The organism is Bacillus mesophilus, assembly GCF_011008845.1.
Classification (GTDB): domain Bacteria; phylum Bacillota; class Bacilli; order Bacillales; family SA4; genus Bacillus_BS; species Bacillus_BS mesophilus.
The window spans coordinates 282784-308771 of the sequence record NZ_JAAIWM010000002.1; the positions used below are offsets into that span (position 1 = coordinate 282784).

General features: G+C 36.5%; 28 protein-coding genes and 2 pseudogenes. 14 read left to right on the plus strand and 16 right to left on the minus strand.

Annotation, left to right across the window (positions count from 1 at the left end; all coding sequences use genetic code 11):
• The first annotated feature begins 71 nt into the window (after positions 1 to 71).
• The 5 genes from G4D63_RS06820 (at position 72) to G4D63_RS06835 (ending at position 5194) form a co-directional block, all read left to right on the plus strand.
• Complete coding sequence (locus tag G4D63_RS06820) at positions 72 to 2126, plus strand: collagenase (RefSeq protein WP_163178898.1); 2055 nt, start codon at positions 72 to 74, stop codon at positions 2124 to 2126.
• 202 nt (positions 2127 to 2328) lie between these two features.
• Positions 2329 to 2661 carry a cell division protein FtsK gene (locus G4D63_RS06825; protein WP_163178899.1) on the plus strand — a complete coding sequence of 111 codons (333 nt, stop codon included), beginning with the start codon at positions 2329 to 2331 and terminating at the stop codon, positions 2659 to 2661.
• 382 nt (positions 2662 to 3043) lie between these two features.
• Entirely contained in the window at positions 3044 to 3175 is a 132-nt protein-coding gene (locus tag G4D63_RS22035; protein WP_275580258.1) for a hypothetical protein, read from the plus strand.
• Between the two features lie 180 nt (positions 3176 to 3355).
• Entirely contained in the window at positions 3356 to 4273 is a 918-nt protein-coding gene (locus tag G4D63_RS06830; protein WP_163178900.1) for an alpha/beta hydrolase, read from the plus strand.
• Positions 4274 to 4780: 507 nt separating this feature from the next.
• Entirely contained in the window at positions 4781 to 5194 is a 414-nt protein-coding gene (locus tag G4D63_RS06835; protein ID WP_275580279.1) for a VanZ family protein, read from the plus strand.
• Positions 5195 to 5451: 257 nt separating this feature from the next.
• On the opposite strand, the gene G4D63_RS06840 is transcribed toward G4D63_RS06835, so the two are convergent.
• On the minus strand, positions 5452 to 6864 hold the full coding sequence (locus G4D63_RS06840) for a sigma-54 interaction domain-containing protein (RefSeq protein ID WP_338023906.1): 1413 nt from the start codon (positions 6862 to 6864) through the stop codon (positions 5452 to 5454).
• Between the two features lie 306 nt (positions 6865 to 7170).
• Between G4D63_RS06840 and G4D63_RS06845 the strand changes: the two genes are divergently transcribed.
• The 5 genes and pseudogenes from G4D63_RS06845 to G4D63_RS06865 all read left to right on the plus strand — a co-directional run bounded on the left by G4D63_RS06845 (position 7171) and on the right by G4D63_RS06865 (position 13864).
• Positions 7171 to 8364 (plus strand): ornithine--oxo-acid transaminase, encoded by a 1194-nt coding sequence (locus G4D63_RS06845; protein ID WP_163178902.1) that lies wholly within the window; start codon positions 7171 to 7173, stop codon positions 8362 to 8364.
• A gap of 21 nt (positions 8365 to 8385) precedes the next feature.
• Positions 8386 to 9651, plus strand: a complete 1266-nt coding sequence (locus G4D63_RS06850; protein ID WP_163178903.1) for a Glu/Leu/Phe/Val family dehydrogenase — start codon at positions 8386 to 8388, stop codon at positions 9649 to 9651.
• 627 nt (positions 9652 to 10278) lie between these two features.
• A complete protein-coding gene (hpaB, locus tag G4D63_RS06855; RefSeq protein ID WP_163178904.1) occupies positions 10279 to 11730 on the plus strand; it encodes a 4-hydroxyphenylacetate 3-monooxygenase, oxygenase component in 1452 nt (483 codons plus the stop codon).
• Positions 11731 to 11915: 185 nt separating this feature from the next.
• Positions 11916 to 12008 (plus strand): annotated as a pseudogene (locus G4D63_RS21835) (YjcZ family sporulation protein); the annotation flags it as partial.
• A gap of 230 nt (positions 12009 to 12238) precedes the next feature.
• Positions 12239 to 13864: an outer membrane protein assembly factor BamB family protein gene (locus G4D63_RS06865; protein WP_163178906.1), complete on the plus strand. Its 1626-nt coding sequence runs from the start codon at positions 12239 to 12241 to the stop codon at positions 13862 to 13864.
• Between the two features lie 47 nt (positions 13865 to 13911).
• On the opposite strand, the gene G4D63_RS06870 is transcribed toward G4D63_RS06865, so the two are convergent.
• The 7 genes from G4D63_RS06870 to G4D63_RS06900 all read right to left on the minus strand — a co-directional run bounded on the left by G4D63_RS06870 (position 13912) and on the right by G4D63_RS06900 (position 19681).
• Positions 13912 to 14049: a hypothetical protein gene (locus G4D63_RS06870; protein WP_163178907.1), complete on the minus strand. Its 138-nt coding sequence runs from the start codon at positions 14047 to 14049 to the stop codon at positions 13912 to 13914.
• A 164-nt stretch (positions 14050 to 14213) separates the two neighbouring features.
• Positions 14214 to 14756, minus strand: a complete 543-nt coding sequence (locus G4D63_RS06875; protein ID WP_163178908.1) for a GNAT family N-acetyltransferase — start codon at positions 14754 to 14756, stop codon at positions 14214 to 14216.
• A gap of 179 nt (positions 14757 to 14935) precedes the next feature.
• On the minus strand, positions 14936 to 15826 hold the full coding sequence (locus tag G4D63_RS06880; RefSeq protein ID WP_163178909.1) for a PhzF family phenazine biosynthesis protein: 891 nt from the start codon (positions 15824 to 15826) through the stop codon (positions 14936 to 14938).
• A 763-nt stretch (positions 15827 to 16589) separates the two neighbouring features.
• Entirely contained in the window at positions 16590 to 17141 is a 552-nt protein-coding gene (locus G4D63_RS06885; RefSeq protein WP_163178910.1) for a DUF3231 family protein, read from the minus strand.
• A gap of 107 nt (positions 17142 to 17248) precedes the next feature.
• Complete coding sequence (locus G4D63_RS06890; protein WP_163178911.1) at positions 17249 to 17773, minus strand: HD domain-containing protein; 525 nt, start codon at positions 17771 to 17773, stop codon at positions 17249 to 17251.
• A 305-nt stretch (positions 17774 to 18078) separates the two neighbouring features.
• Entirely contained in the window at positions 18079 to 18405 is a 327-nt protein-coding gene (locus G4D63_RS06895) for a YolD-like family protein (protein ID WP_163178912.1), read from the minus strand.
• 19 nt (positions 18406 to 18424) lie between these two features.
• Positions 18425 to 19681: a DNA polymerase IV gene (locus tag G4D63_RS06900; RefSeq protein WP_163178913.1), complete on the minus strand. Its 1257-nt coding sequence runs from the start codon at positions 19679 to 19681 to the stop codon at positions 18425 to 18427.
• A gap of 168 nt (positions 19682 to 19849) precedes the next feature.
• Between G4D63_RS06900 and G4D63_RS06905 the strand changes: the two genes are divergently transcribed.
• On the plus strand, positions 19850 to 20050 hold the full coding sequence (locus tag G4D63_RS06905; RefSeq protein ID WP_163178914.1) for a YqzH family protein: 201 nt from the start codon (positions 19850 to 19852) through the stop codon (positions 20048 to 20050).
• Between the two features lie 25 nt (positions 20051 to 20075).
• Here G4D63_RS06905 and G4D63_RS06910 read toward each other — a convergent pair whose 3' ends face one another.
• Together G4D63_RS06910 and G4D63_RS06915 are read right to left on the minus strand one after the other, a co-directional pair.
• Positions 20076 to 20864 carry a cytochrome c oxidase assembly protein gene (locus tag G4D63_RS06910; RefSeq protein WP_420837803.1) on the minus strand — a complete coding sequence of 263 codons (789 nt, stop codon included), beginning with the start codon at positions 20862 to 20864 and terminating at the stop codon, positions 20076 to 20078.
• Positions 20854 to 21312 carry a DUF2243 domain-containing protein gene (locus tag G4D63_RS06915; RefSeq protein WP_239585909.1) on the minus strand — a complete coding sequence of 153 codons (459 nt, stop codon included), beginning with the start codon at positions 21310 to 21312 and terminating at the stop codon, positions 20854 to 20856. The genes G4D63_RS06910 and G4D63_RS06915 overlap by 11 nt, the downstream gene beginning before the upstream one ends.
• 212 nt (positions 21313 to 21524) lie before the next feature.
• On the opposite strand from G4D63_RS06915, the gene G4D63_RS06920 reads away from it, so the two are divergent.
• A complete protein-coding gene (locus G4D63_RS06920; protein WP_163178916.1) occupies positions 21525 to 21812 on the plus strand; it encodes a hypothetical protein in 288 nt (95 codons plus the stop codon).
• Between the two features lie 3 nt (positions 21813 to 21815).
• Here the strand turns inward: G4D63_RS06920 and G4D63_RS06925 are convergent, their stop codons facing one another.
• On the minus strand, positions 21816 to 22826 hold the full coding sequence (locus G4D63_RS06925) for an IS1595 family transposase (protein WP_163178917.1): 1011 nt from the start codon (positions 22824 to 22826) through the stop codon (positions 21816 to 21818).
• A gap of 167 nt (positions 22827 to 22993) precedes the next feature.
• On the opposite strand from G4D63_RS06925, the gene G4D63_RS06930 reads away from it, so the two are divergent.
• Together G4D63_RS06930 and G4D63_RS06935 are read left to right on the plus strand one after the other, a co-directional pair.
• A complete protein-coding gene (locus tag G4D63_RS06930) occupies positions 22994 to 23296 on the plus strand; it encodes a hypothetical protein (protein WP_163178918.1) in 303 nt (100 codons plus the stop codon).
• Between the two features lie 3 nt (positions 23297 to 23299).
• A complete protein-coding gene (locus G4D63_RS06935) occupies positions 23300 to 23500 on the plus strand; it encodes a helix-turn-helix transcriptional regulator (RefSeq protein ID WP_163178919.1) in 201 nt (66 codons plus the stop codon).
• A gap of 35 nt (positions 23501 to 23535) precedes the next feature.
• Here G4D63_RS06935 and G4D63_RS06940 read toward each other — a convergent pair.
• The 5 genes and pseudogenes from G4D63_RS06940 to G4D63_RS06960 all read right to left on the minus strand — a co-directional run.
• Positions 23536 to 23718: pseudogene (locus G4D63_RS06940) on the minus strand (hydrolase); the annotation flags it as partial.
• Between the two features lie 61 nt (positions 23719 to 23779).
• Positions 23780 to 24304, minus strand: coding sequence for a GNAT family N-acetyltransferase (locus G4D63_RS06945; RefSeq protein ID WP_163178920.1), 525 nt, complete (start codon positions 24302 to 24304; stop codon positions 23780 to 23782).
• A gap of 68 nt (positions 24305 to 24372) precedes the next feature.
• Positions 24373 to 24783, minus strand: a complete 411-nt coding sequence (locus G4D63_RS06950) for a VanZ family protein (protein WP_275580257.1) — start codon at positions 24781 to 24783, stop codon at positions 24373 to 24375.
• Positions 24784 to 24871: 88 nt separating this feature from the next.
• Positions 24872 to 25027, minus strand: a complete 156-nt coding sequence (locus G4D63_RS06955; RefSeq protein ID WP_163178921.1) for a hypothetical protein — start codon at positions 25025 to 25027, stop codon at positions 24872 to 24874.
• A gap of 72 nt (positions 25028 to 25099) precedes the next feature.
• Positions 25100 to 25963 (minus strand): aminoglycoside phosphotransferase family protein, encoded by an 864-nt coding sequence (locus tag G4D63_RS06960; protein ID WP_163178922.1) that lies wholly within the window; start codon positions 25961 to 25963, stop codon positions 25100 to 25102.
• Positions 25964 to 25988: the final 25 nt, after the last annotated feature.

Genomic DNA, 25988 nt, shown 5'->3' on the forward strand with positions numbered 1-25988 from the left:
AACAGAATATTCATGTTATTGTGATATTATGGAAATTGAATCCTTATAAAAAATCAAGGTGGTCATTTCCAATGCTGAAAAAGGTCTTTTTTACTATATTAGGACTTATGGGAACAACTTTTTTAATAGTATTTAGTTATCTCTATCTAGATAACTTAAAAGGGACAATCTTTCTTGTCATAGCGTTGCTAGTCTTATTTGCATTTTTTATAATTGCAATTATTGGTTTGGTAAGAGGGAGATTAAGGCTAATAAAGCTGAATAATAGGACTAATATATCTTTCGTCTTTCTATATTTAATAGCAACAAGCTTGTTCCTATTAATAATTTGGTCATTGAATTTTTCTTTACAGCTGGAATTCGGTAGCTTGTCTGCAAGGGAAAAGATCTATTATCTTCAAAATGGCGAAATCAGTGAAGAAACGAAATTAAGTTTTATTCAGGACTATCCTGTTATAGAACATGAACATATAAAATTTATCTATCACCCTGAAACTGAGCATCAAGTACAAGAGATTATTAGTTCACTAGATAAAATTACTACACTTGAACAAAAAGTTTTTGGAGAAAAAGTTAAAAAATCAGAACCTCTAGAAGTCATCGTGTTGATTAATTCAAAAGATTTTCTGAAGTTGAACCCATTCTTTGATGAAATCGTTGGTGGTTCTTATAATTCAGAGAATAAACGAGTAATGATCTATAAAGAAAATGAAAGTCTTGAAAATAGAGAATCGATTATGTTGGGTACATTTGTACATGAATATAGTCATTATCTTTTTGATTTATATTCAAGCGAAATTGGATTAAGTGGTACAGGGGATGACATACCTACTTGGTATGAAGAAGGTATTTCCGAGTATATGAGATGGAATGTAACAAAACCACTAGAATTTCATGGACAGATAAATCCTGATCTTGCATTTACTAACCTACATACATCGGAAGAATGGTATGCTGCGAATGAAGAGGTTTATTATTTAGCAAGAGAAGCCATAAATTACATTGTTGAACACAATCAAGGTAATAAAAAGATACTATCAGATATCCTTCTGGACCAAACAAAAACAGGCTCGTTCGAAGATTCCTTTCTCAAATTGACAGGTATAACAGTAGATTCGTTAAATGAAACAATAGTATCTTTAGTAGGAAAGTTTAGTAATATTTATAGACTTGAAAACTTAGAATTAATAATAGACCAAGACAAGCAGAACCATACAGCGGTTGATTTATCTATAGCCCTTTCCTTAATTGAGAGCTATATAGGGTTTAATAATTTTTACGATGCTATAGAGCTATTGGAGCTTTTAAACAACCAATATCCTAATAATGAAGAGGTGTATTGGTACCTTGGTTTATGTAACTATTATGTTAGTAACTTTTCGTCAGCAATTGATTGGTTTAATAAAATCCCTGATCCTACAGAAAATGTGTATAAGTACCTATCTGAATTGTACCTATTACAAGGAGATATTACTCAGAGTCAATTGCTAGCAAAAAAATCTTTAGAAGCAGCTGAAGAAAATACAAATGAAACCATAAAGAAGTGGAAAGAAGGTTATGATGCTTTTCTAACTGATAAGAGTAATAACCCTAATAGTACCTTTTCTCTTACGACGGAATTTTTTGATTCGGCTAGAATAGAACTTTTTAAACGAGAGTTAACAAATTACGATGGAAATATAGATAGCCAAAAAATATTGAACATAGCTTTCTTAGAAATGCAACGACATCAGTTCAACGAAGCGAGTACATTGGTATCAATGATTAACAAAACATCTAAAAGTCCAGAAATGTTAATGTTAGAAGATGTATTAAACGGTGTTTCTTTGAAAGGTAAAAGTAATCAAACATTCATTGGAGAAGCGTTTCAGTCCTATAATAATGGTAAAAAAGAAGAAGCTTATAATTTACTTAATGGAAAAATGTCTGATGAAAGTTTCAAAAACAAAGAGCTGGTATTGTTTACTCTGTTTTATTTACATGTTCAAGATAATGATGTAGAAGGTAGCGAGCTTTACTATGACACGTTCATGAACAAGTTGACTGATGACTATAACCCTGACTTTTGGATGGCTCTAAGTAACTCATTTACTAAGAGTTTTAAAGAAGCGAGACAAGTTAAATAGCTTACTTATTGTTCCAAGACGGGGTAAACACAATAAATACTATTTTAAATAAGCTTTTTTCTCAAACAAATGGGATGCAAGTGCTGAATGATGGACAATCGCTTCTTGTACTAAAGGTGAAGTTTAGTGAAAGAAGAAGAAGAGACTAAAAATTATAAAATCTGGAAAAAGCAAATAGAAATTTAGTAAATAGGGTGTAATTATGAGAGTATTTATAAAAATTATTGATTTCCTCAATAAGAATAAAGACTTATGGGGGAATAGAAACCAAGATTTATCTGAAGATGAAAGAAAATATCTAGACAGAATTCCAACTCAAAATCCATACGGTATTGCAGGATTGATTTTTAGTGCAATTACATTTTTGTTTCCTCAATTCGGCATTTCTTTTATAACACTTATCTTTTGCATAATAACTTTTTTTACTTTTGATAAGAGGAAAGAAGATAATCCTTGGACGTTTTTCATTGGAATAATGCTATCTTTGCTGGGAATAAATATGTTCATTTTAGGTGAAAATCCTCCTCTCCTCTAATAATCTATAATGTTTATATATCAAGGAACTTGGAATAGCTGTCTGGCAGTTTGACATACTTGGTCTAACCACACTGCTTTAAACGCACTTAGAACAAAAGGAATTTTGGTAATAGAAAGGCTAGCTTGTTCAACGGGGGCTTTAGCCTAACAAGACGCTTTATATTTCCAAGATTCATAATTTAAAATTGCGTGTCAAAACTGTTGCCAGTTTGCAAGCCATTTTCATTGCCAATTTTATGATATGCACCTCAAAACGGAACGGTTTATTGTGTAATTAAGAATTGATCCTGCCAGTTACTTAATAAAAGGTTCCTCGTTATACATATTTCACCATCATTTGGTCATTTTAATTAACAGTTAGAATAAAGGGTGGTGAGAGCATGGCGAAGTCAAAGCAAAATGGACAAAAAGGCAAGCCTTCAAATGAGGCAATCGGTACTAAAAACGTAATGGCAGCAGAAGAAATGGAAAAGGCAATTCATCCTACTGGAAGACAAAATACGCCTCAATAATCTGAATGTTTTAAGCACATCAAACGGTGTGCTTTTTCTCATGAGAATTTGGTACACTATAAAAGGTGAAGCGAATTAACGGTGTCCAAACATTACTATTTATAGAGTGTTGTACAATCCGTACTTGAAGCCACAAAGTAGAAATTCGGAATAAATGAATCACTTGTCCAGGGGGAAAAAATGAGAAAATTAGTAATGACCTTTATATTATTGCTAACCTATATGGTTTCTATAGGATTGTTTTTTAGTAATCGGATTATGTACATAAAGAAAAAAGAAGCCGACTTTATTTTAGATCGAGAACTACGAGAAAAACGGTTCATACAAACAGAGTATGAGACTTTAGAGAAAGAAGAAATCATTATCCCTTCTTCATTTGGGTATGAGATAAAAGGAACATTCATCCCTAGCAAAAGGGAAACTGATCAATATATAATCATTTGTCATGGTGTGACAATGAGCCGTGTGAATTCTATAAAGTATATGTATTTATTTCATAACCGGAATTTTAATGTCATCATGTATGTTCACCGTAGACACGGTGAATCCGGAGGAAAGACGACAAGCTATGGACACTATGAGAAATATGATTTACAAAGCGTTGTTCATTGGACAAAGGAGACTTTTGGTGAGGATATTACTTTAGGTATTCACGGAGAATCAATGGGAGCCGTTACGACTTTACTTTATGCCGGTATGTTAGAAGATGGAGCGGACTTTTATATTGCAGATTGTCCTTTTTCTGACTTTGAAGAGCAGCTGACGTACCTTTTAAAAAAGGATTTCAAGTTACCTAAGCAGGCTGTCCTTCCTTTTGGTAATACCTTTTTGAAGATAAGAGATCAATACACGGTTAAGGATGTATCTCCTATTTCCTGTATCCACACTATCAAAAGTCCTGTTTTATTTATTCATAGCAAGGAAGATGACTATATCCTGCCTACTATGTCTAGACAGCTTTATGAGAAAAAAGTGGGACCGAAAAAAATTGTTATCGCACCAAAGGGGTCTCATGCTTACTCTTATGGCGACAATCCAGAGCTGTACGAAGAGGTAATTGATGACTTTTTACATGATTTTATTTTTCAGTCTAAATAAAGGATAACAGTTCTGCTTTTCAAAACGCTAATTGTTATTACTAACGGGTTTGGCTTTGTATATCAAAACATAAACATAAAAGATCAATCCTTTTTAGCAGTCCAATTAACTTATAAATTGGACTGCTTATTTTTGTTATTTTATCAAGGTTTATAAACAATAAAGTCATAGTAATTTACGATTAGCAGATGTTTTTGCATGTTTTTGCATGTTGCCAATAACTATTTTCAACTTGTTAAAAACGCTCTTCGATTATGCTGGTAATTTTCTTTTAAAAACAGAGATAAAATGGATATTTATGTTAAAATAGTAAATGTGAATCAGTATACCTAAAGCAACGGGAAGTAGAGTTTAACAATAGATATAGTAAATACATATGAAAAGGCATAAGGAGAAACAAAATTGGACTATTTGATTGATTTTTTAATACTAGGATTGATTTACTATTTGTATTTTTATAGAAAGTGGCGTAAAAGATCCATAAAGGAATTGATAATAAATACAATTATGTACGTTTACATTGTCATGGTTTTATTTGTTACTCTTATGCCATTTACTATCTCTATACTGCTAGGAAGTACTAATAGTTTGTTTACCGCTAATTTTATTCCTTTTAGAGACTTTCAAGAAGGTTACAATGGAGCGATAAAAGAAATCATCTTAAATATCATAATGATGATGCCTTTTGGTTTTTTATATCCAATTATTAAGAAAAGAGGTGTTCTGCATACATTAATCTTAACCTTACTATTTAGTATAATAATTGAATGTTCTCAGTTACTAGGTTCGCTGTGGGGTGGAGCACCTTCAAGAAGTTTTGATGTAACAGATTTATTTACAAATACAATCGGAGGATTTATAGGCTATCTAATGTTTATATGTTTAAGACCAATTGTTAATAAAATAGTAAGAAGTTCTTAAAGACTCCAATTTCATCTTGAATTAAAAGTACTTAAGTTTAACAAGACAATAAAAAGACAGGGTTAAAATCCTGTCTTTTTTCAGTATTATATTGTGGTTTTACTTGTTATTGCTCCGCTGTAGTCACTCACATTCCCGGGGAGTGACGTGAGACTCCGGGTCTCACGCTTCCATCTATCTCCCACAGGACAGTCAACTCTAGTTTTAACAAAATGTAAAAAGCAACAATCTTTTACGATAGTAGCATTTCTCTATGGCTATAAATCATACTTACGTAATCGATATTGAAGACTTTGACGACTCATACCTATCGCTTTTGCTGCTTTAGAGATATTTGAGTCGTACTTTTCAAGTGCTTTTTCTAAGTATTTTTTCTCTGCTTCTTCCATATATTCTTCTAAACTTAACGCATTCTCTGCCTTTTTAAAATCAATCTGTTCTTGGTCTCCTCTTCCACTTAAGCTTGATTCCTTAAATTGAGGCTTCTTCCGGAATGTAACTGGCAGATGATTAAATATAATCGTCTCCTCATCATCTACTAGATTCATAGCTCCTTCGATAATGTGTTCAAGTTCTCTCACATTTCCTGGCCAGTCATATTCGTTAAATAGATGTAGGACTTCTTCAGATAATCCCTTAACTTTCATATCAAACAATTCATTATATTTATTAATAAATGTATGAACTAATAAAGGGATATCCTCTTTCCGCTCCCGAAGAGGTGGAACAAAGATCGTCACTACCCCTAGCCGATAGTAAAGGTCTTTGCGTAACTTCCCTTCTGAAATAGCATCAATCGGGTCTTCGTTAATTGTTGCAATAATCCTAACATCAATTTTCTTATCCTTGATATCCCCTACTCTACGGATTGTTTTTTCCTGAATGGCACGTAATAGTTTTGCTTGTAACGCCGGATTTAACGAATTGATTTCATCCAACAAAATAGTTCCTCCTTGAGCCTGTTCAAATAAACCAGGACGCTCAATTGAACCCGTGAATGCACCTTTTTTTGTACCAAACAAAAGACCTTCTATTAAACTATCAGGGAGAGCCGCACAATTTTGGCTAACGAAAGGCTTTGAAGATCGTTGACTTCCATTATGAATACTTTGAGCAAATAGCTCTTTCCCTGTTCCAGTCTCTCCTATAATAAGAACAGATGAGGAAGTACGAGTAGCTCGTTTGCTATTTTCTATCTCCTCGATCAAGCTCGGACTTCTCCCGATAATACTATCAAATGTATAGGGTGTATCTCCTTTATGGATGATATTATCTCGTATAATGCGTTCTAATCTAGTAATATCTCTAGCTACTTCAATTGCACCGATCATCAATTTATTTTTGTTATAAATGGGAAATGTATCGTTTATGGTGGTTATTTCTTTCCCTTTATTATTAAAATACGTTTGCTTCACATTTTTACTAATAGTCTCTTGTTTTAGTGCCTGGATCAGCGTGCTATCTAATTCATTCTGGAAAACAAAAACGTCCAGTACGTTTTTATAAAGGACATCCTCTATTTCCATCCCTTCTATTTCGGCCATTTTTTGATTATAAATAACGGTTTTCCCGCTCTCATCAATCACATGCACACCAACATCAATTACTTTAAGTAATGTTTGATAAATATCCTCTAGTCCATCTATATGGTTCACTGTTGCTTCATCCACTTCAATCACCCTTTTATAGAATCTGTTATTAAGAGTAGAGGATAGTTAGAAAAGAAGCAACCATATTTTGCATCATTCTTTACCGAGTGTTATAAAAGTGCAAAACTAAAATGCAGTTTTGCAGCAGTAAATAACTGGAATACAGAAAGGCAATTACTTCACAACCCTTATGAACACTACATTTGGAAGCACCTTTTAAGGAATTATCCATAGTTGGCATGTATCTTGCTTATATAACTTATGAGTAAAAATATACAATTCAAGAAGACAACCCTTGAAATAGTGTAGATTGAAAGGAGAAAGACAATGACAACTATTACACAATCAGTAATCTCACAAACTCAAAAATATGGTGCAAATAACTATCATCCGTTGCCGATCGTTATCTCAAAAGCTGAAGGTGTTTGGGTGAATGATCCAGAAGGAAATAAATATATGGATATGCTAAGTGCCTATTCAGCCGTAAACCAAGGGCACAGACACCCTAAAATTATTGCAGCACTAAAAGAGCAAGCAGACCGTGTGACTTTAACTTCAAGAGCATTTCATAATGATCAACTTGGACCATGGTATGAAAAGGTTGCTAAGTTAACAAAGAAAGAAATGGCGCTTCCGATGAATACTGGTGCTGAAGCTGTTGAAACAGCAATTAAAGCTATTAGACGTTGGGGATATGATGTGAAGGGAATTGCCGATAATCAGGCAGAAATCATTGCATGTGAAGGGAATTTCCATGGCCGTACAATGTCAGCTGTTTCGTTATCCTCTGAGGCAGAATATAAAAGAGGCTTCGGTCCAATGCTTCCAGGAATAAAATTAATTCCTTACGGTGATCTTGATGCCCTCAAGCAAGCTATCACACCAAATACGGCTGCATTTTTATTAGAACCGATTCAAGGAGAAGCTGGAATTATCCTTCCACCAAAAGGATTCATGAAGGCAGCCTATGAACTGTGTAAAGAAAATAATGTTTTATTTGTTGCTGATGAGATTCAAGCAGGACTTGCACGCTCCGGGAAGATGTTTGCTTGTGAATGGGAAGATGTAAATCCAGATATGTACATTTTAGGAAAAGCACTTGGAGGTGGGGTATTCCCTATTTCTTGCGTTGTCGCAAATAGTGATGTCTTAGGTGTATTTAACCCTGGTTCACACGGATCTACCTTTGGAGGAAATCCTATGGCTTGTGCGGTATCTATTGCAGCTATTGAGGTGTTAGAAGATGAAAAACTAGCTGACCGCTCTTTAGAATTAGGAAACTATTTTATGGATCGTTTAAAAGAGATCAAGAATCCTCTGATAAAAGAAGTGCGTGGAAGAGGTTTGTTTATTGGTGTTGAATTAGTTGAACCCGCTCGAAAGTATTGTGAGAGTTTAAAAGAAAAAGGACTTCTTTGTAAAGAAACTCATGACACCGTTATTCGCTTTGCACCTCCTCTAATTATTACAAAAGAGGAATTGGATTGGGCAATAGAACGTATTAAAACTGTATTATCTTAATTATCCTCCCGAGGTGAACCCATGGAAACCGCAGTTAAAAAACAAGAAGAAACAACAAATTTATTAACATCTACCCAAGTAGTAATTGAAGAGGCACTTGTGAAATTAGGGTATTCATCAGAAATGTATGAACTCCTTAAGGAACCTCTCAGAATGCTGACAGTACGAATCCCTATCAAGATGGATGATGGAACCACGAAGGTGTTTACAGGCTACCGAGCACAGCATAATGATGCCGTTGGTCCTACTAAGGGCGGAATAAGATTTCACCCTGAGATCAACGAAGAGGAAGTCAAGGCATTATCCATGTGGATGAGTCTGAAGTGTGGAATTGTAGACCTTCCGTATGGTGGAGGAAAAGGCGGGATTATTTGTGACCCTCGCAAAATGTCACAGTTTGAGCTTGAAAAACTTAGTAGAGGCTATGTAAGAGCAATCAGCCAAATTGTTGGTCCTACGAAGGATATCCCCGCTCCAGATGTATATACAAATTCACAAATCATGGCGTGGATGATGGATGAGTATAGCCGTTTACGCGAATACGATTCACCTGGCTTTATCACGGGTAAACCGCTTGTCCTAGGTGGGTCTCAAGGCAGAGAAAAAGCCACTGCGCTTGGAGTGACTATTTGTATCGAGGAAGCAGCAAAAAAACTGGGAATACAATTAAAGGGTGCACGAGTGGTCGTACAGGGATTTGGAAATGCTGGAAGCTTCTTAGCCAAAATGATGTATGATGCAGGTGCAAAGGTAATAGGTATTTCAGATGCCCATGGTGCACTTCATAATGAGAATGGCCTTGATATTGATTACTTACTAGATAAAAGAGATAGTTTTGGTACGGTGACTACTTTGTTTGAAGATACCATCACTAACCAGGAACTACTTGAGCTAGATTGTGATATTTTAGTACCAGCAGCGATTTCTAATCAAATCACTGCAAAAAATGCACAAAACATTAAAGCATCTATTGTTGTAGAAGCAGCAAACGGTCCAACTACTTGGGAAGCCACTAAAATCCTAACAGAACGTGGGATACTTCTTGTACCAGACGTATTAGCTAGTGCTGGTGGTGTTACGGTTTCCTATTTTGAATGGGTTCAAAATAATCAAGGATATTACTGGACGGAAGATGAGGTTCTAGTAAAATTAAGCAATGTATTAATTGCTTCATTTGAGCAGGTCTATCAGCTATCTAAACACCGAGGTGTTAACATGAGGTTAGCAGCTTATATGGTCGGTGTTCGAAAGATGGCGGAAGCCTCTAGATTTAGAGGATGGGTATAAACTAGAATCTTCTTTAATCTAGTGGCAGGTACTAGAGGAAATGGCGTAAGTTACTCACGCGATGTTAAAGAAGAGATATAGTTTGTGTCCGAGACCCGTTTTCTTGTTTAGAAACTCCTTAGAACTTGTTATAACTTAAAAAAGTTGCCCTTTGGGGCAGCTTTTTTAAGTTTGTTTGTCTGCTATAGATCAACTTTTTAGGGCATTGCGTGTGATTTCGATATAATTACGCCAGTCTTCGCACTTATTGTATGGACATCCTAAACAATCGCGTAAGTTTAAACATTATTGCGTGAAAATCACCGATTATAGCGTAACTGATACCTTTTATAAAAATTGAAAAAATCAAAGGACACATAGACAGGAAAAAAAAGTAAAGCAAAGCTAGAGCTATTTCATAATTTCACGCGTTGACTTATCTAATATCAAAGCAAAGCCAGTGATCTTCTATTAAACATTAGCATTCCTGTTTGAAATAGATGCAAAAATCACCCTCAAAAATACTCCCATCTACGTTGTTCCAGCTAGAACAGGGGCTCTTAATTAAACGCCCTCTTTCTTCATGTAACAGAACCATGATATTTGCATATTTTAACAGCAGTAATTCTAAAGAGGTGATACTTGAGAATGTCTGCAATCTCAGGAAAAGAATATATGAATCGAATTGATCGGTTAAAGTCAAATGTGTGGGTAAATGGTGAAAAGGTAAATGGAAATATCTCGGTTCACCCTTCCTTTAAGGGGGTAATAAGTAGCCAAGCAAATCTCTATGATTTGCAATTGGACCCAAAATATAAGAAAAAAATGACCTACCCCTCCCCTTTAACAGGGCATTCTGTTGGTGCGTCCTACTTAATCCCTAAATCAAAGGAAGACTTAGAGTTTAGAAGGATCATGATTAAGGAATGGGCTAAACAATCTGCGGGATTAATGGGAAGATCACCGGATTATATGAATACAGCCTTGATGTCATTTGCTGCAGCAAAGGAATTGTTTGGGGAATATGATTCTGTATGGGAGCAAAATGTTTGGAATTTTTATGAATTAGCTCGTGAGCAAGATTTGTCTTTTACCCATACCTTTGTAAATCCACAAGTGAACAGGTCTTCGTTTTATTTTACGGAATTTGAGGATGACATTATTGCAGCACAAGTTGTCGACCAAAATGAAGATGGAATTGTTATAAAAGGGGCAAGACTACTTGCAACTCAAGGTGGCATGACAGATGAATTGATGGTATTTCCTGGTGGAGGAGTAACGAGTAATTCTTTAGCGTACGCTTTTTCAATACCTAGTAATACAAAAGGATTAAAGTTTATTTGTCGAGAGCCTTATTCTTATCGAGATTCTACCTTTGATCATCCACTTGCTTCAAAATTTGATGAAATTGATACCATAGTTGTGTTTGATCATGTTTTAGTTCCATGGAATCGTGTGTTTTTTCATAACAATATGGAGCTTTCAAATAAACTGTATAGTGACAGTAGTTTCTTTCCTCTTGTTCTTCATCAGGTTATTACAAGACGTTGGGCCAAATTAGAATTCCTGTTAGGTCTTGCTCATTTACTCGTTGATACCATTCAGATACAGGAGTATGAGCATATACAAGGGAAGATTAGCGAGATCATCATAAGTCTAGAGACAATAAAAGCTTTATTGGAATCTTCAGAGTTGAACAGTGGACCTGACCGATTTGGTACGTGGGTACCCGCTCTAAACCCGCTTTACGTTGCAGCAACAACATTCCCAACTATTTACCCTCGAATGACAGAAATTATCCAGCTTTTAGGTGCTAGCGGTTTAGCCTCCCTTCCAACTGAAGAGGACTTTACCTCTGAAATTAAACCAGATCTTGAACTGTATCTTCGCTCAGCCACATTACCCGCCAAAGAGCGAGTCCAACTGTATCGTTTAGCTTGGGATTATTGCATGAGTGCCTTTGGGTCTCGTCAAACTCTATATGAGCGTTTCTTCTTTGGTGATCCCGTTAAGCTTCAAGGGAATTTGTTTAAGCGTTACGATCGGGGATCTTATGTAGACATGGTAAATGAATTTCTTCAAAGAGCACAGGACTCATAGACTAGCACCCATTTCTCCGCCTTCTGTGTATTTGTCCATTACGAAAAGTACATGGATTCATATAGTAATAGTGATAGTACAAAACATTAAGTATTATCAAAAATTAAAACAAGAAGGAGAGTGTTACAATGGGTTACGGATATGGTTACGGTGGTTATGGTTACGGTCCAGGTGTTGCCGGAGCTGGCTACGGTGGGTACGGTCACGGTTCAGGTTTTGCGTTAATCGTAGTATTGTTTATTCTTTTAATTATCGTTGGCGCTGCTTACGTTAACTAGTTTTTAGATTGGTAGTAGTAACCGTCATGATGTTTGTCTCCTTTTATTGACCAGCTTCCCGACCTGAAGCTGGTCCTTTTTTATGGTCTAAGATTAATCACATTAAATATCTCAATTCAACCAAATCAAAAAGGGGGATTTTTCCTAGTTTTTTTTCCACAAAGGGACAACTATCACATACTCAGTGAATATAGATGAAGATGACTACATCGTAGAGGAGACGTCATTCATTGAGTAGACAAATTTGCCTTTCCTTATTAATAACTGGTTCCTTACTAATAAATGGTTGTGAGTCAATCATTGTTTCAAACTCTGTAAAATGGGAGGATCACTCTTTCTCTAAGGCTACACCGTTTGTTAAGAATATTAGCAAAGAAAAATGGACACCCTATCAAAAAACAATTGACTCTGTAAAACAAGACCTATCTCTTATTACATATGATTTAACTGGAGAGTTTCCTTCAAATCCCTTTCAGACTTTTGAGCAAAATTATACAGACATAGATGGTGTTTTAACGTTCCGAGGAAACCATACCCGAACATCCCCTTCTTTCGGAAGCCTGAGTATACAACCGACCTTGATAGAAAAAGCGTGGGAATTCCAAACTAGTGCAAGTCGCGATTGGGGTGGTGGTGCAGGCTGGACTGGTCAACCGGCTATTGTGAAATGGGAAGAAGATATAAAGCTGATGATGAATATAAAAGATGAGTTTAAGCTAAAGAAAGATTTTGTAGAGGTCATTTATGCATCCTTAGATGGGCATGTGTATTTTTTCGAACTTGATACTGGTGCCCAAAGCCGACCTCCCATTCAATTAGGCAATCCAATCAAAGGAAGTGTATCGATCGACCCAAGGGGATTTCCAATACTATATGTAGGTCAAGGGATTCCTCAAACTGGACCTCAGGAAATTGGATACCGTATTTATAGCTTAATTGATGGATCTCTTCTGCACTTTATAAAAGGTACAGATGGGTATTCTTATAGAGCTTGGGGAGCCTTTGATGGTGCACCACTTATTAACAAGGAAACAGATTCTATGTTTCTAGGTGGGGAAAACGGTCTTTTCTATGGACTGCAGCTTCACACCACTTTTAATAAAGAAGATAAAGAAATCTCGGTTCAACCAGAGATGACAAAATATAGATACAAAATTAGTGGCAACTCCTATCAGGGAATAGAAAATTCTGTCGCAGCCTACAAAAACTTGGTTTACTTTTCCGATAATGGTGGGAGTATTCAAGCCATAGATTTACGTAACATGGAGCCTGTTTGGGCACTTTCACCAACCGATGATACAGATGCCTCTATTGTTGTGGAGGCAATGGACGATGTTCCATATCTTTATACGGGAACCCAAGTTGATAAACAAGGTACGAGTGGGAATAGTCAATTACGAAAGATCAATGGATTGACTGGTGAAGTCGTTTGGAACAAGGATATTCCTGCGTTAAGTCAATTAGGAGATCATCCTGTAAACGGCGGACTGTTAGCTACTCCTGTTTTGGGCGTTAAAGAAATTTCTAATCTCGTCATCTTCACCATTTCTCGTTATAAGACGATGGCTGCTGGTCTCATGATTGCTCTCGACAAACAAACCGGTAAAGAGGTTTGGAGATGGGAAATGCCTCACTATGCCTGGTCCTCTCCTGTTCCAGTCTACACCAGTCATGGCGAAGCCTTTATCATACAATGTGACTCAATTGGTAATATCCATTTACTAGATGGCGTTAGTGGGGAGCTCTTGCATACCTACAACTTTGATACTAATATAGAGGCCTCTCCTGCCATCTACAATAATATGATGGTAGTAGCAAATAGAGGAGGGCAAATAGGGGCTTTTTACATCAAATAAAACCATGGTAATGTCCATGGTTTTCTATATTGAATAGCTATACTATATTATAATTTCTGTTCAGCCTTTGTTTCTTTTGCTTCTTCAAGCTGCTTATTAGCATATTCTGTATTGGTTTCTGCCAATCCAATAAAAACAGCAATGGCTACAAATCCAATTAATAGTTTTCCTACTCTTATTCTCATGCACTCACCTCCTATCTTGATGATAATCTATTAAGTCACTGAATTTCAAATATTAACCATTTAATTTAAGAGATTCCCTACTTTTTTCCTATTAGGGTGAGTTTATCTTCACGTTTCCGGAAAAGCTGAATAAATTACACCTAAAAAAGCATACCTTTTCTAAATTAGGTATGCTTTAGGAGGAACTCTTCTTTTAATATACTCATTCTTAACCGGTCGATAAATTCTCCGTTTCTCCATCTATCTTCTCTCAAGATTCCTTCTTCGACATAGCCAAGACTCTTATAAGACTTAATTGCTTTCAAGTTATCTACTTCGACTCTTAACCAAATTTTGTTTAACTGCAAACTATCAAATCCATATCCTAGCATCTCTTTCATAGCTGATGCGCCGTAACCTTTTCCCCAGTACTTCTTATTGCCAATAGCTATACCAAGTTCAGCATGCTTATTTAATCTATCAAAATTCTTTAAATCGACCCAACCAATATGTACACCCTCACCTGTAAGTATTGCCTTCTGTTCATAACCATTTGTTCGATTGATACACTGTTCCAACCATTTCCTTGTTTCTTCACGACTGAAGGGGGGATACTTGTCTGGCATATTTAAGTGCATGGTCACTTCCTTATCTAAACACCATTGGTAACGATCTTCTACATCGTTAAGAGTTAATTCTCTTAATATGACTACGGGTAGTTCTTTCATGTTTAACTTCACCTTATTTCAAATTTTCGTTGTATACCCCAAGTAAAGCTTCGCCTATTTTATTAAAGGTATTTGTACCATTTTTATAGTCATTTATTCAGCATAATATTTAAATCAATATCAGGTAGATTTTTTATTTGTTTAATCTTGTATTCTTCCATTTTCCCTCTACATACCCCTTACACATAGAATTCCCCTTTTGCAACAGGTACGACTTTTCCCCCTACCCTAACCTCAATTGTTTCCCCTGCCTGTTTTGCATGTAAATACAAATGTCCTAACCGTCCTACTTCACGTCCTTGTTCGACGATAATCGAAAATTCATTTGAATTAAAATAATGATGTTTAATCAAATATCCTGCTAGACATCCATTGGCACTACCTGTTGCTGGTTCCTCTGACACACCGTAATAATCACCGAAATTCCTTACATTCATATGATTTCTTTCATTATAGGTTTCAGGACAAAATGCATGAATCAATTTAGCCTGTGTTGAGTTGACCAGTTTAAAATATTTATCTCTATTAATAATACATTTCTCTAAGCTCTTTAAGCTTTTCAGGGGAACAATAATAGTTGGTAGACCTGTTGAAACCTCTTGAATCGGATAGCGAAGATCTAGATCGCTTTCATCTATACCTAACACTTCTGTAATTTGCTGTGAGTGGAACGTTTGTAGAAACTCAGGTTCAAGCTGTTTCATCCAAAGCAAATCATTTGAGTGATCCTGGTTGTTTATTGTAACTGGTATCGTACCTGCTTTTACATGTAAGTTTACTTGTTCAACATTTTCATTTAACAAATAGTTTTTAATAACAAAGGCCGTTCCAAGAGATGGGTGACCCGCAAATGGGACCTCTTCTACTGGTGTGAATATCCTAACATCAAAACCATGATCTCTTTCTTCGTTTGATAAGATAAATGACACTTCTGCATAATTTACCTCTTTTGCAATGTTTAGCATTTCTTTATCTGTTAGCGCATTCGCTTCTAAAAAAACAGCTAACTGATTTCCTTCATATTTATTTTCTGCGAAGACATCGACTATATAATAGGAGACTGTTTTCATTGAGATTTTCCTTTCCAAAGTACCTTCATCTTATATAAATTTTAGAATAGACAGATTATAATGTCTAATTCAAATTTAAAAAAGCCTCGGCAACTTTAAATCCTAGCCGTGGCTCTCGTGACTCTATTTAAGATTTTCCTTTACAATCGACCTACAGCAACAGATGATTCCGGTTATAAAGCTACCAATTACAATCGTTACCGAGAAGAACTTAAAGGCAATCATGGTTGACAAGAAGGTCCAGAGCAACCAAAGGTATGAGCCCCTAATTTTCGGCATTTACTTTTTCAGCCTTCCAGTAATGGTCAGGAACTGCATACATATCGCCCTCCACTTTTTCCTTCTTACAATATATATTCACTCACTCTATAGAACTTGCTCTTTATACATTCATTACCACGATTCACTTATGATTTAGTTTGATGAAACACAGTCACACTTTATCAATTAAAAGGATTGAGGGAATGGCGCCCAATGCTTTAAAGCGATGCATAAGTTTCTTGCTGTAACGCAACCTACTTTATAGGAATACGCCATTAGTTAATATATATAGGAAGGAGTGAAACAGTATGTTGAGAAGGTTTTTAACGATTATGTTAGCTATTTCTCTTGCTACTTCTTTGGTTGCTTGTGACGATGCACCTGGTGAAGATGAGATTGGAGATGGAGAAATAAATGATGAAGAATAAACATAGACCTACAATCCTTTAAATTCTGCTATATATAAACACCGACTCTTGGCCATTGAGTCGGTGTTTTTCCTTTATACTGGTGAGCCCGGAGGATAGTAATAGGGAGGAACTTTGATCCAACCACGTTTCCGCGCCAAATTTTTTAACGTTGCTCCATACGTTGTCCATTCTAAATAAAACTCTAACCACATGTTCCCAATATCAATACGAATTGCATCTGCTTGTCCTTTTGCGCATAAGGATAAGCCCATTACAATTTTAGCCATAATCCCATTAACAATCTCATCATCCGTTAGCTTCACTCCTAAGGGAACATCTTTAGATTCTGATTTTGGCTTTGCTGAGGTAACATCCGGTAGTGGAATTCCTTCGTCTCGCATAAATTGACTTAGCCTTTTTACTTGTGATTCGCATAAGCGAGTTGCATCTATTAACATTTCCCTCACTTCATCATCGGTTGTCGTGTTCAGACCGACTTCCTCATAACGAATAAACTCCTCGACAGTTGTTACATACAACCAACAGTCTCCAACTTCAATAACATGCAAAGGTGTTTTAGGTTCATTAGTATTATCTATGACTGTTTTTAGTGTGGTTAACACCGCTTCAAATGGATTTGTCATCTTTTACACCTCCTTGATGTTAATTTCTTCATAAAGTGAGGAGATATGTATGAAATGTGCAAAAACATATCTCTGTTTGCAGGTGTAATTTCAGCTATATTTCTTTACTACATTCCTAGTTTTAACAAGGATCGATCTATTTCTTGATCGAGCTTCTCAACTAATGCAAGCTCTTTCTGTGCATCCATTTTAGAATAGTGATGCTGATCTCCAGGCTTTTTATCTTTTTCGTCAGCTAAATGAACTATTTTTTGTAAGGAATTGAATTTAAACTGTCCCTCCGGAAGTGCTGAATCGGTATGATATAAAACGGCATGAGCAATTTCTTTTGCAGCCTGCAAATCCTCGCCTAAACGGACCAATAACTTATGTGCTCGCTCTGCTCCCTTTATAGGATGAATGTCAAATTCACGGTACTGCTGATAGTCCCATTCTCCGTCCTTGTACCATTCGTAATGTCCAATATCATGTAGAAATCCGGCTTTCGCTGCCCAATCAGGATTTGCATTATGTTGTAAAGCAAGGCGGAATGAATGATAAGCTACTGATATGGCATGTGCCATTCCTGACCGTCTGACATACTTTTGGGCAATCTGATGCTGATAGATATCCTTTATTGTCACCTTTCTCATTCTGCTTCCTCCTTTTTAGTTAAATTATCGATATATTATCATCTTTGCCATTGTAAAGCAATTTACTTCTACTAATATTAGTAAAAAATCAAAAGGCGCAAGCGCCCCGTTTAACCCCGACAAGCAAATGTTCCTAGGAGAAGAAAAGGGTGCATTTTCCTTTTATTCTCCTAGGGTTATTTGACCTCGAGGGGCTGGGCGCTGGAGCTGGATTACTACAACACCGTAAAGAGGTTTACTCTATATTGTTAATTCTGATATTATAATAAAAACACCCAATAGTAGTATTGAGTGTTCCTTCCAAATTACTCTGTTACTTCAACAATCGAATGAAAAGGAATCTGAACGACAAGTCCTTCCTTTAAAACAATGCGTAGTTTTTGATGAATTTCATCTACATAGTGTATGCTGCCCCTAATGGTTTTGTGCTGGGTGTGATCAAAATAGGTAATCGAAAGCTCTGCACCATGAGCCATAGCTTCACAGATCACTTCATTCATTTGGTCTAACTTCTGTTCATCAAGATCAGGCTTTGTTTCGAATTCATCCTCTTTCACCCAATCTCGTAATAGCTTGACATGCTCTGGAAGCATCATAGCCGTCCATTTGATGTTTCCACGATCTCGTATCATCACATTCTTCCTCTCTCCGTTATGATTTATGCCCTCCTACAAGCTTACTTCTATGTCGAGCGGTTCCCGCATCTGTATAAGATACTGCTCGCAAAATCGCTGCCGATCCATATTTGGCACGAATGGCATCCATCGTGTACCCCAACGCCCGTTGCTTTGGTTTTTTACTAGAGAATAGGTTCAACTGAAGCTCGTTATCCTCTACGATATTAGAAAGTGTCACTGAGATTTTCCTTACTGTTTTGCCTTGATAGTGCTCTTCAAATAACTTTAAACAAACATTGTAAAGATCAATCGTAATATTTGTAGGATCATCAACTGTTCTAGAACGATGGAATCCTCCTCCAAACTCATCCTTGCTATACCCTATTCCAAGACTCACCGTTCTACCTGCTTTTCCATGCTGACGTGCTCGCCTTCCCACTTCTTCACAAATCTCTAAAATCACATGTTTTACTTCGGTTGGGTCAGGATAATCTCGTAATAAAATTTGGCTTTTTCCAAAGCTAATCTGCCCCTCCATAATAGGGGCACCAATATTGGATAAATCCACTCCGTGTGCATGATAGTAAAGCTGATTTCCCATCACACCAAATTTTTTCTCAAGTAATTCAAGAGGATAGTTAGCGAGCTGCCCCACTGAAAAAATCCCCATTCGATTCAATGTTCGTTCTACCCGGCTACCAATTCCCCACATTTTACTTAGTGGAGAAAGAGGCCAAAGCTTCGTCTCTACATCATCAAAGGTCCACTCCGCTATTCCTTTTTTCTTTGCCTCTAGGTCTAAGCAAAGCTTTGATAAAAGCATATTAGGACCAATTCCAATCGCACAAGGAAGGCCGAACTCTGTTTGTATATCACTTCGAATTTTCTGGGCAATTGTTACTGCATCTCCCCACAGATTCTCTACTCCGTCAACCTTTAGAAAGCTTTCATCAATGCTGTAGGTATGAATCGCTTCCTTCGGGACATAGCGGTGAAATACCTTTGTAATTTCGGTGGAAATCCTTACATATGTAGCCATCTTCGGATTAACTAGCTGAATCCTCGGGTCCTTGGGCACCTCAAATAACCGAGAGCCTGTTTTAATTCCAAACTCCTCCTTCATCTTAGGAGATGCCGCTAATACAATGCTTCCGGAGCGTTCGGTGTCACCCACAACAGCTAAATAGCATGTTAATGGATCCAGCCCTAACATCACCGCAGAACAGCTGGCATAGAAGCTTTTCATATCAACACATAGAATTCGTTCATACGGAAATTGACTGTAATCCATTTTCCTCTCCCCTTCAAAAAGAATGTATGTTCGCTTTTTTATTATATTCCTTATTTTAAGCGAATATACGTTCGTTTTCAAATGGTAATTTTAGGACCATGATTCAAAACGTTGAAAAGATTTAAATGGCATAGTATAAATGGAATGATGATAGTCGGAGGTAGACATATGGAAAAACCATTAATTGCAAAGATGATTAGAAATTCTTTATATCAATATCAACATACGATTGATTCAATTCCTTTAACAAAGGCTGATTACGATTACTTATCCGAACGTATTTTACATCTTTATCATAATGGCAAAGGTGAATTGCATGAAATTGTCGAGGATGTTGTGTATGAGTATTTAACACAAAACGAAGAATAAGAAGCAAGGAAATATTCCTAGCTTCCTATATAACGTCTTGGCTATGTAAAAGGGGATTTTGCATACCACGGGGACGAGCTGAACGAAACCATTGATAGCAAAAAATAAAAATCAGTACACCATCAATAAGCCCTCCCCCATAATACATGAGCATGCCCCCCGCTTTAGCCTGTAATACAGGTACACCTATAGGAGGATAAGCATACATATACTTTGCTAAGATACTATGACTTGCAAGAGCACCTACTAACACAACAGCACGATAGGTAAAGCTAGTTCTGTGAGGTGTGGGATCCATAGAAATCATCGAAGCGGTAAACAGAAGTCCAGCTAAGAAAACATGAAGATGAATAAAAAAATAAAGGAACATACTCTCATGCATCTTCTCAACTAAGCTAGTGGTATAGAGGATCCATAGACCCCCCATATTTAGTAAAGCAGCTAGTGTGGGATCATGAATAAAGCGTAATTGTTTGCTTCTTAGGAAAAAGGAAAGCCGTCTAGCCCATCTAACAGGAATGGTTCGTAGAATTAGCGTCATGGGAGTAGAGAGTACAATGAAAAGAGGAGCTAACATTCCAAGTAATAGGTGCGTGAGCATATGAAAAGTAAATTCAGAATGCGCACGGTGTGCAAATGGACCAACTATAGAAAGAGCTACAAGGAGGATCCCTAATATCCCAAAAACAGTGCGATCTACACGCCAACCCTTTAAACGAGAGGTTATAAGAAGGTACGTAAACATTACTAATAAAAAAAACCATACCCACAAATTCGAAAACATACCATGAGCATGATGTAGATTACCTTCCATACACGACCCTCCTCTCTCTTGTTTGAAGCAATAAAATAGCACCCGCTACAATCATTACTACTGCAACTGCATTCCAAACTATATCGTAAATTAGGATGTTGTCTACGTAGCGAATTTGATGAATCTTTAGTAGTTTATGCTGGATGATTCCATCATACAGTTGAAAAATACCGGCACCAGTGAGAACTCCCCCCCACCACCTCTTTACTAAGAAGACATTCCTACGCCTAAGATCAGCAACCATAAACAGCCCACCAATTGTCGCAAACCAACTAAAGGCATGAAAAAAGCCATCTGAAACTAACCCCATATCAGTTGTGGATTTATCATAAAAATGATGCCAATGCAGAAGCTGATGAAAGACCGTTTCATCTACAAATGCAGCTAGCCCCATTCCAAATAAAAAACCCGACCACAAATTGCGCGACAGGTTTGACTTCATCACCATTCCTACAGCAACTCCTAACATATATATTCCATGTAACTAGTTATTCCCATCACAGTTTAACCAAAGTGGGTTGAGCATAACCAATCTCTACTAATTAAAGGTATTTAATTCCCTTTATTACGAATCTAGAATGTAAAAAAGTTTGGCTCTTTTCGTAAATATTGTTGCTCTATGATATGATACCTTTAAACAGTTATTGTTAGGAGGTTGTTATGAGTATTCCACTTGAATTAGACGGTGCAAAGGTATTAAAGTACACGAAAAACGACACTACTAAACAACTAAGTTTAATGGTTTTTGAAGAGGAAGATGGTTCAACAAATGAAGTGCCAATAACCGCATTAGCAATTGCACAATACGATAAAGACGACAGATACTATTTGTTTCTTTGTGACCAGGATTGGGAAGTGCAAAATGATTATCTTCTAGACTCAATTGAAGAATGTATCAGTTTTGCAGAAGACTTTGGCATTTTTAATGAAGATTGGTCAGAAAGATAGGCATTAAGCACATCGCATTTGTTCTACTGTCGTAAAGTTAACACGTTGACAAGAGCCGAGAAGCAAATCCTTAATGCGTTCTTGTATCGGCAACTTTTTATTTAACTCAAGGAATTGGTGCCAGAAAAGGTAATTGTCGAGGTACTTAGTTGCGACCCCTTGAAAACGGTCCATCCACTTTTTTAACCGTTTATGGTAGCCGTTAACGTGCTGTATATGATAAATGCCTTTTCTTACATAGACTTTTTTACTGACATTAATAGGTTCGTGCTGAAGCCCTTTCATAAGGGCAAATTTCTTATAATTTGTAGCTGTATCAGTGCATAGCAAAGCAGAGGTGTCGATATGACTCCCTAACACCTTGTCCAACTCCACGGCTGTAACACGCCCTTTACCTGCCATCTGTGAGAGAATTTGACCATTTCTATCGTGTGCAACTACAACACAAATTTGTTCTTTGGAGATACCTCGTTTTTTCGCCACTCCGCCGCTTTTACGTGGCTTCCTATGATTAATGTTTTTCTTGCCTTTCTCGCTTTCTAAAAAGAAGGTTTCATCGCTTTCAATGATACCTTTTAAAGTTTGATGACCAAGAGAACGAATAGCATATAAAATTTTGTGCCTCCAGTAGAATGCAGTTGAAATGTGTATATCAAGGGCTTCCGATATTTTGGGCAATGTGTATCCTTCGACCATTAACTCATAGTATTTGAGCCACTTGTGAGGATATTTAGTTCCCGCCAAAGGGCTGCCTGTCATATCATTGAATGATTTTCCGCAGTCCTTACAGAGATAGCGTTGACGTGACCGATATTTACCATTTCGCTTTACAGACATACTACCGCAATGAATACACGCTAAACCTTCTGAAAAGCGTGTTTCACGAACTTCTCCAATAAACTTGGAAATGTCAGCTTTGGGTTCTGGAAATAGGTCTTCTCTTATTGCATTAAAGAGCTTTAATTGTTCTTTTGGCGAAAGGTCTGAAAAGTCTCTGTAAATATCTAACCACATTGTAGGAACGCCTCCTGTATAATCAATTATTCTATTATACAGTATGAGTCCAACAGCAACAATCTATACGAAAACAGTCAAAAGTTTTGACAAAATTCACGAATGTATACTAACATTGAAAATGTAAAAAACTTTTTACTTTTTTAAAAATATAGGAGGGACTTAAATTGGATAAAGAGATGATCTTTGCGATTGGGGTATTATGTTTTTCACTCATACTGATTATCCTATTATTAGTATCATTGATTAGAGGAGGAGATGAACGGAAGAAATTTATACGGAACAAGACTATTTCTGATACCTTTATTACAACAGTTGTGCTTTTGATAATTCAGGTTGGTCAAATGATTTATATAGACTTCTTTAAAGGTGGCCATTATCCTGGTCTAAATCCTCTCGGTGCTTTAGCAGGAATTTCCTTTATGTTTTTATTTTTTCTACTCTTTAATAAAAGAAGGTTTGGAGACTAATTGATGGAAAATCAAATTCGTTCTATTAGGAAATCTAAGAAACTCTCTCAAGAAGAATTAGCCAGGTTGTGTAATGTTACAAGACAAACTATCAACGCTATTGAAAATAATAAGTATGACCCCACACTATCATTAGCATTTGAATTAGCAAAGCATCTTAACACTACTGTAGATGAACTGTTTATTTATGAAAACTTTGGTTAAGTCAGAAATTGGGTGTGAGACCTCCGCAAAAAAATATAATCCACTCTTCTAGAATAATCTTGTACTTCACCTATAAAGAAATGAGATCGATTTTTATCTTCATATGAAAAAACTGCATCTGGAGCAATACCTCCAAGCAGAAATGTTGTTTTGTCTTTTATTGATAACGACTCAGCAATCTTATTACCAATAATCAAATGCATGATTCTTGAACCCAAAATTCCACATCCTTTCCTTATATTTCTTCACGATCTATCCGTTCATTCCTAGTTAAATAATTTATAACTCCCCTCCTATACAACAACTATATTGTATTAATTGGCTCTCTTTTCCTAGATATGTTTCACTACCATTTCTACTAATCTCTTTAAATCCTATTTTATCAAGCATCTTTCTTGAACGATTATTTGTTTCGTGGGTTTCAGCGTAGAAAACGGTGATCCCTAAATTTTTAACAGCAAACTCCATCATGCATAAACAAGATTTAACCCCAATCCCATTTCCCCATAAGTCGCTCTCACCAATCGCGATGCCTAACTCAGCTGTTTTCCCTTTAATACAGGCTAAGTCTACGTAGCCAATAAGCCTCTTTTCAAATTCAATGCCCATTCGAATAAAATCATCTGTTTCTCTTTTTACACAACCTTCCCACCATCTGAATAGTTCTTCCTTATTTCTTTTTTTCTCCCATTCATTTGCTGAGCAAAAGCTGTCATCTTGACTCCAGTTTAAAACATATCCAAAATCCTCTATGGTTAAGGGTCTTATTTTAATAGGTTGGGCGTGCTGAACGTTCAATTCCATATCTTCCACCTTACAACAATTTGTAGTTGACTATCATTTTTAAAAGGCTCCCTAGTAATGGGCTAAACTTATTCCCCTAATTTCCTTTCACTCCTAGAACTTCCCCATGATGTAAAAATCCTATAAAGGCCATATCCAGTAAAAAATCCTAAGCTGTTTAAAATAAGATCGTCAATATCAAAACTTCCTCTTCTTAACACAAGCTGTAAAGTCTCTAAAACAAGAACAGCGCTAAAAAATAGAATAAAGGACTTAAAGAGTCTCTTTTTTATAACTAAAGGAATCAATATTCCAAAAGGGACAAAAACACCAATATTACCGACTAGATTGATCCAAACATCAGGGTTGAATCTGTCCATTTGCAAAAAAATATTAATGGTTTCAAATGGTATTAGATTATACATATACTCAGTGTGAGTAGTTCTCCCAAACCCAATCAGCATCCAAAAACATAATAATAGTGAATAACCTACAAGCAATATAAACTGTAATCTTTGAAAAATATAATCTACCTCCTCTGACTTAACCGTTTAACCTTTATTCTCACAGACTCTGTCGCTGTGTCTATTAGCGTATCTCTTTATCCACATAATGTAGGTAAAAATTTAGAAATGTACCTGTTAAAAATCCCAATAAAGTATTCGTGACTAGGAGGCCACCAAATCCTTCTAACCATAAAGTTAACCCCGCTGCTACAAATGATATAATCATCCCAATCCACATTACCTGTTCCCCCGATTTTAAATCCCTTTAGTTTACACTAAGTGCTAAATCAACTATAAAAATACAAACCTTTTATTTTAACCATGTTTTTAACCTTACTAAATTCTCTTCTAAAAACAGAGCATTTCTCTCTATTCCACGACGCTTACACCAACCAATACTATTGAAGGCATCTGTATATTGGTAAAATGGCAGAACAACTTCAAGATCAACCAATGGTCTGATACTTTTATAGCCCTCTTGAAAAGCCTTGTACAAGGCTTCATCATGCTGTAAAAAATCACGATACAGTTTGGTAAAGTCCCCTTCTGTTGAACCAAACCGGACACTCTCAAAATCGATCACACCTGAAACCTGAGTACCATCCACTATTATATTGCCTGGACGAAAATCCATATGTACAAAGCTCGGTCCATCTGGAGAAGGAAGCTGCTGTTTCATACCTTCAAATCGTTCAAGAGCTTTATTGAATAAACGTTCATCTATAACATCCTTTACGTCCCTTGCAAAACTATAAAACTGGTTTTCAATAAAAGTAGCCCAGGTTGGGTATTCATTTTGGATACCGGTTAACACCTGCTTAGCAGGTGGCTGAACAGTATGCATGCTAGCATGAAGGACTCCGACTTGAAATGCTACTATTGATGAGTCCTTAGCTGATAAAGGCTTTCCCTTTAACTCAGATAATAAAAAAGCACCTGGACATTCCTTATCACCAGGCCAATAATCCAGCATTTCAGGAATAGAAACACTACCTTTTAAGATTTCGTAGGCTTCTAACTCTCGCTGACATTTTAATTGTGTATAAGGTATTTTCAAGTAAACATTTTCACCACGAAGCAGCGTACATTTATAGACTGTGGAACTATGGGAATCCTCAACCTCATTGATTGATTGCACTTGCAATCTAAATTGTTTAATCATACGATTTAGCATCAAACTTCTCCTAGCTAAGTTGAAA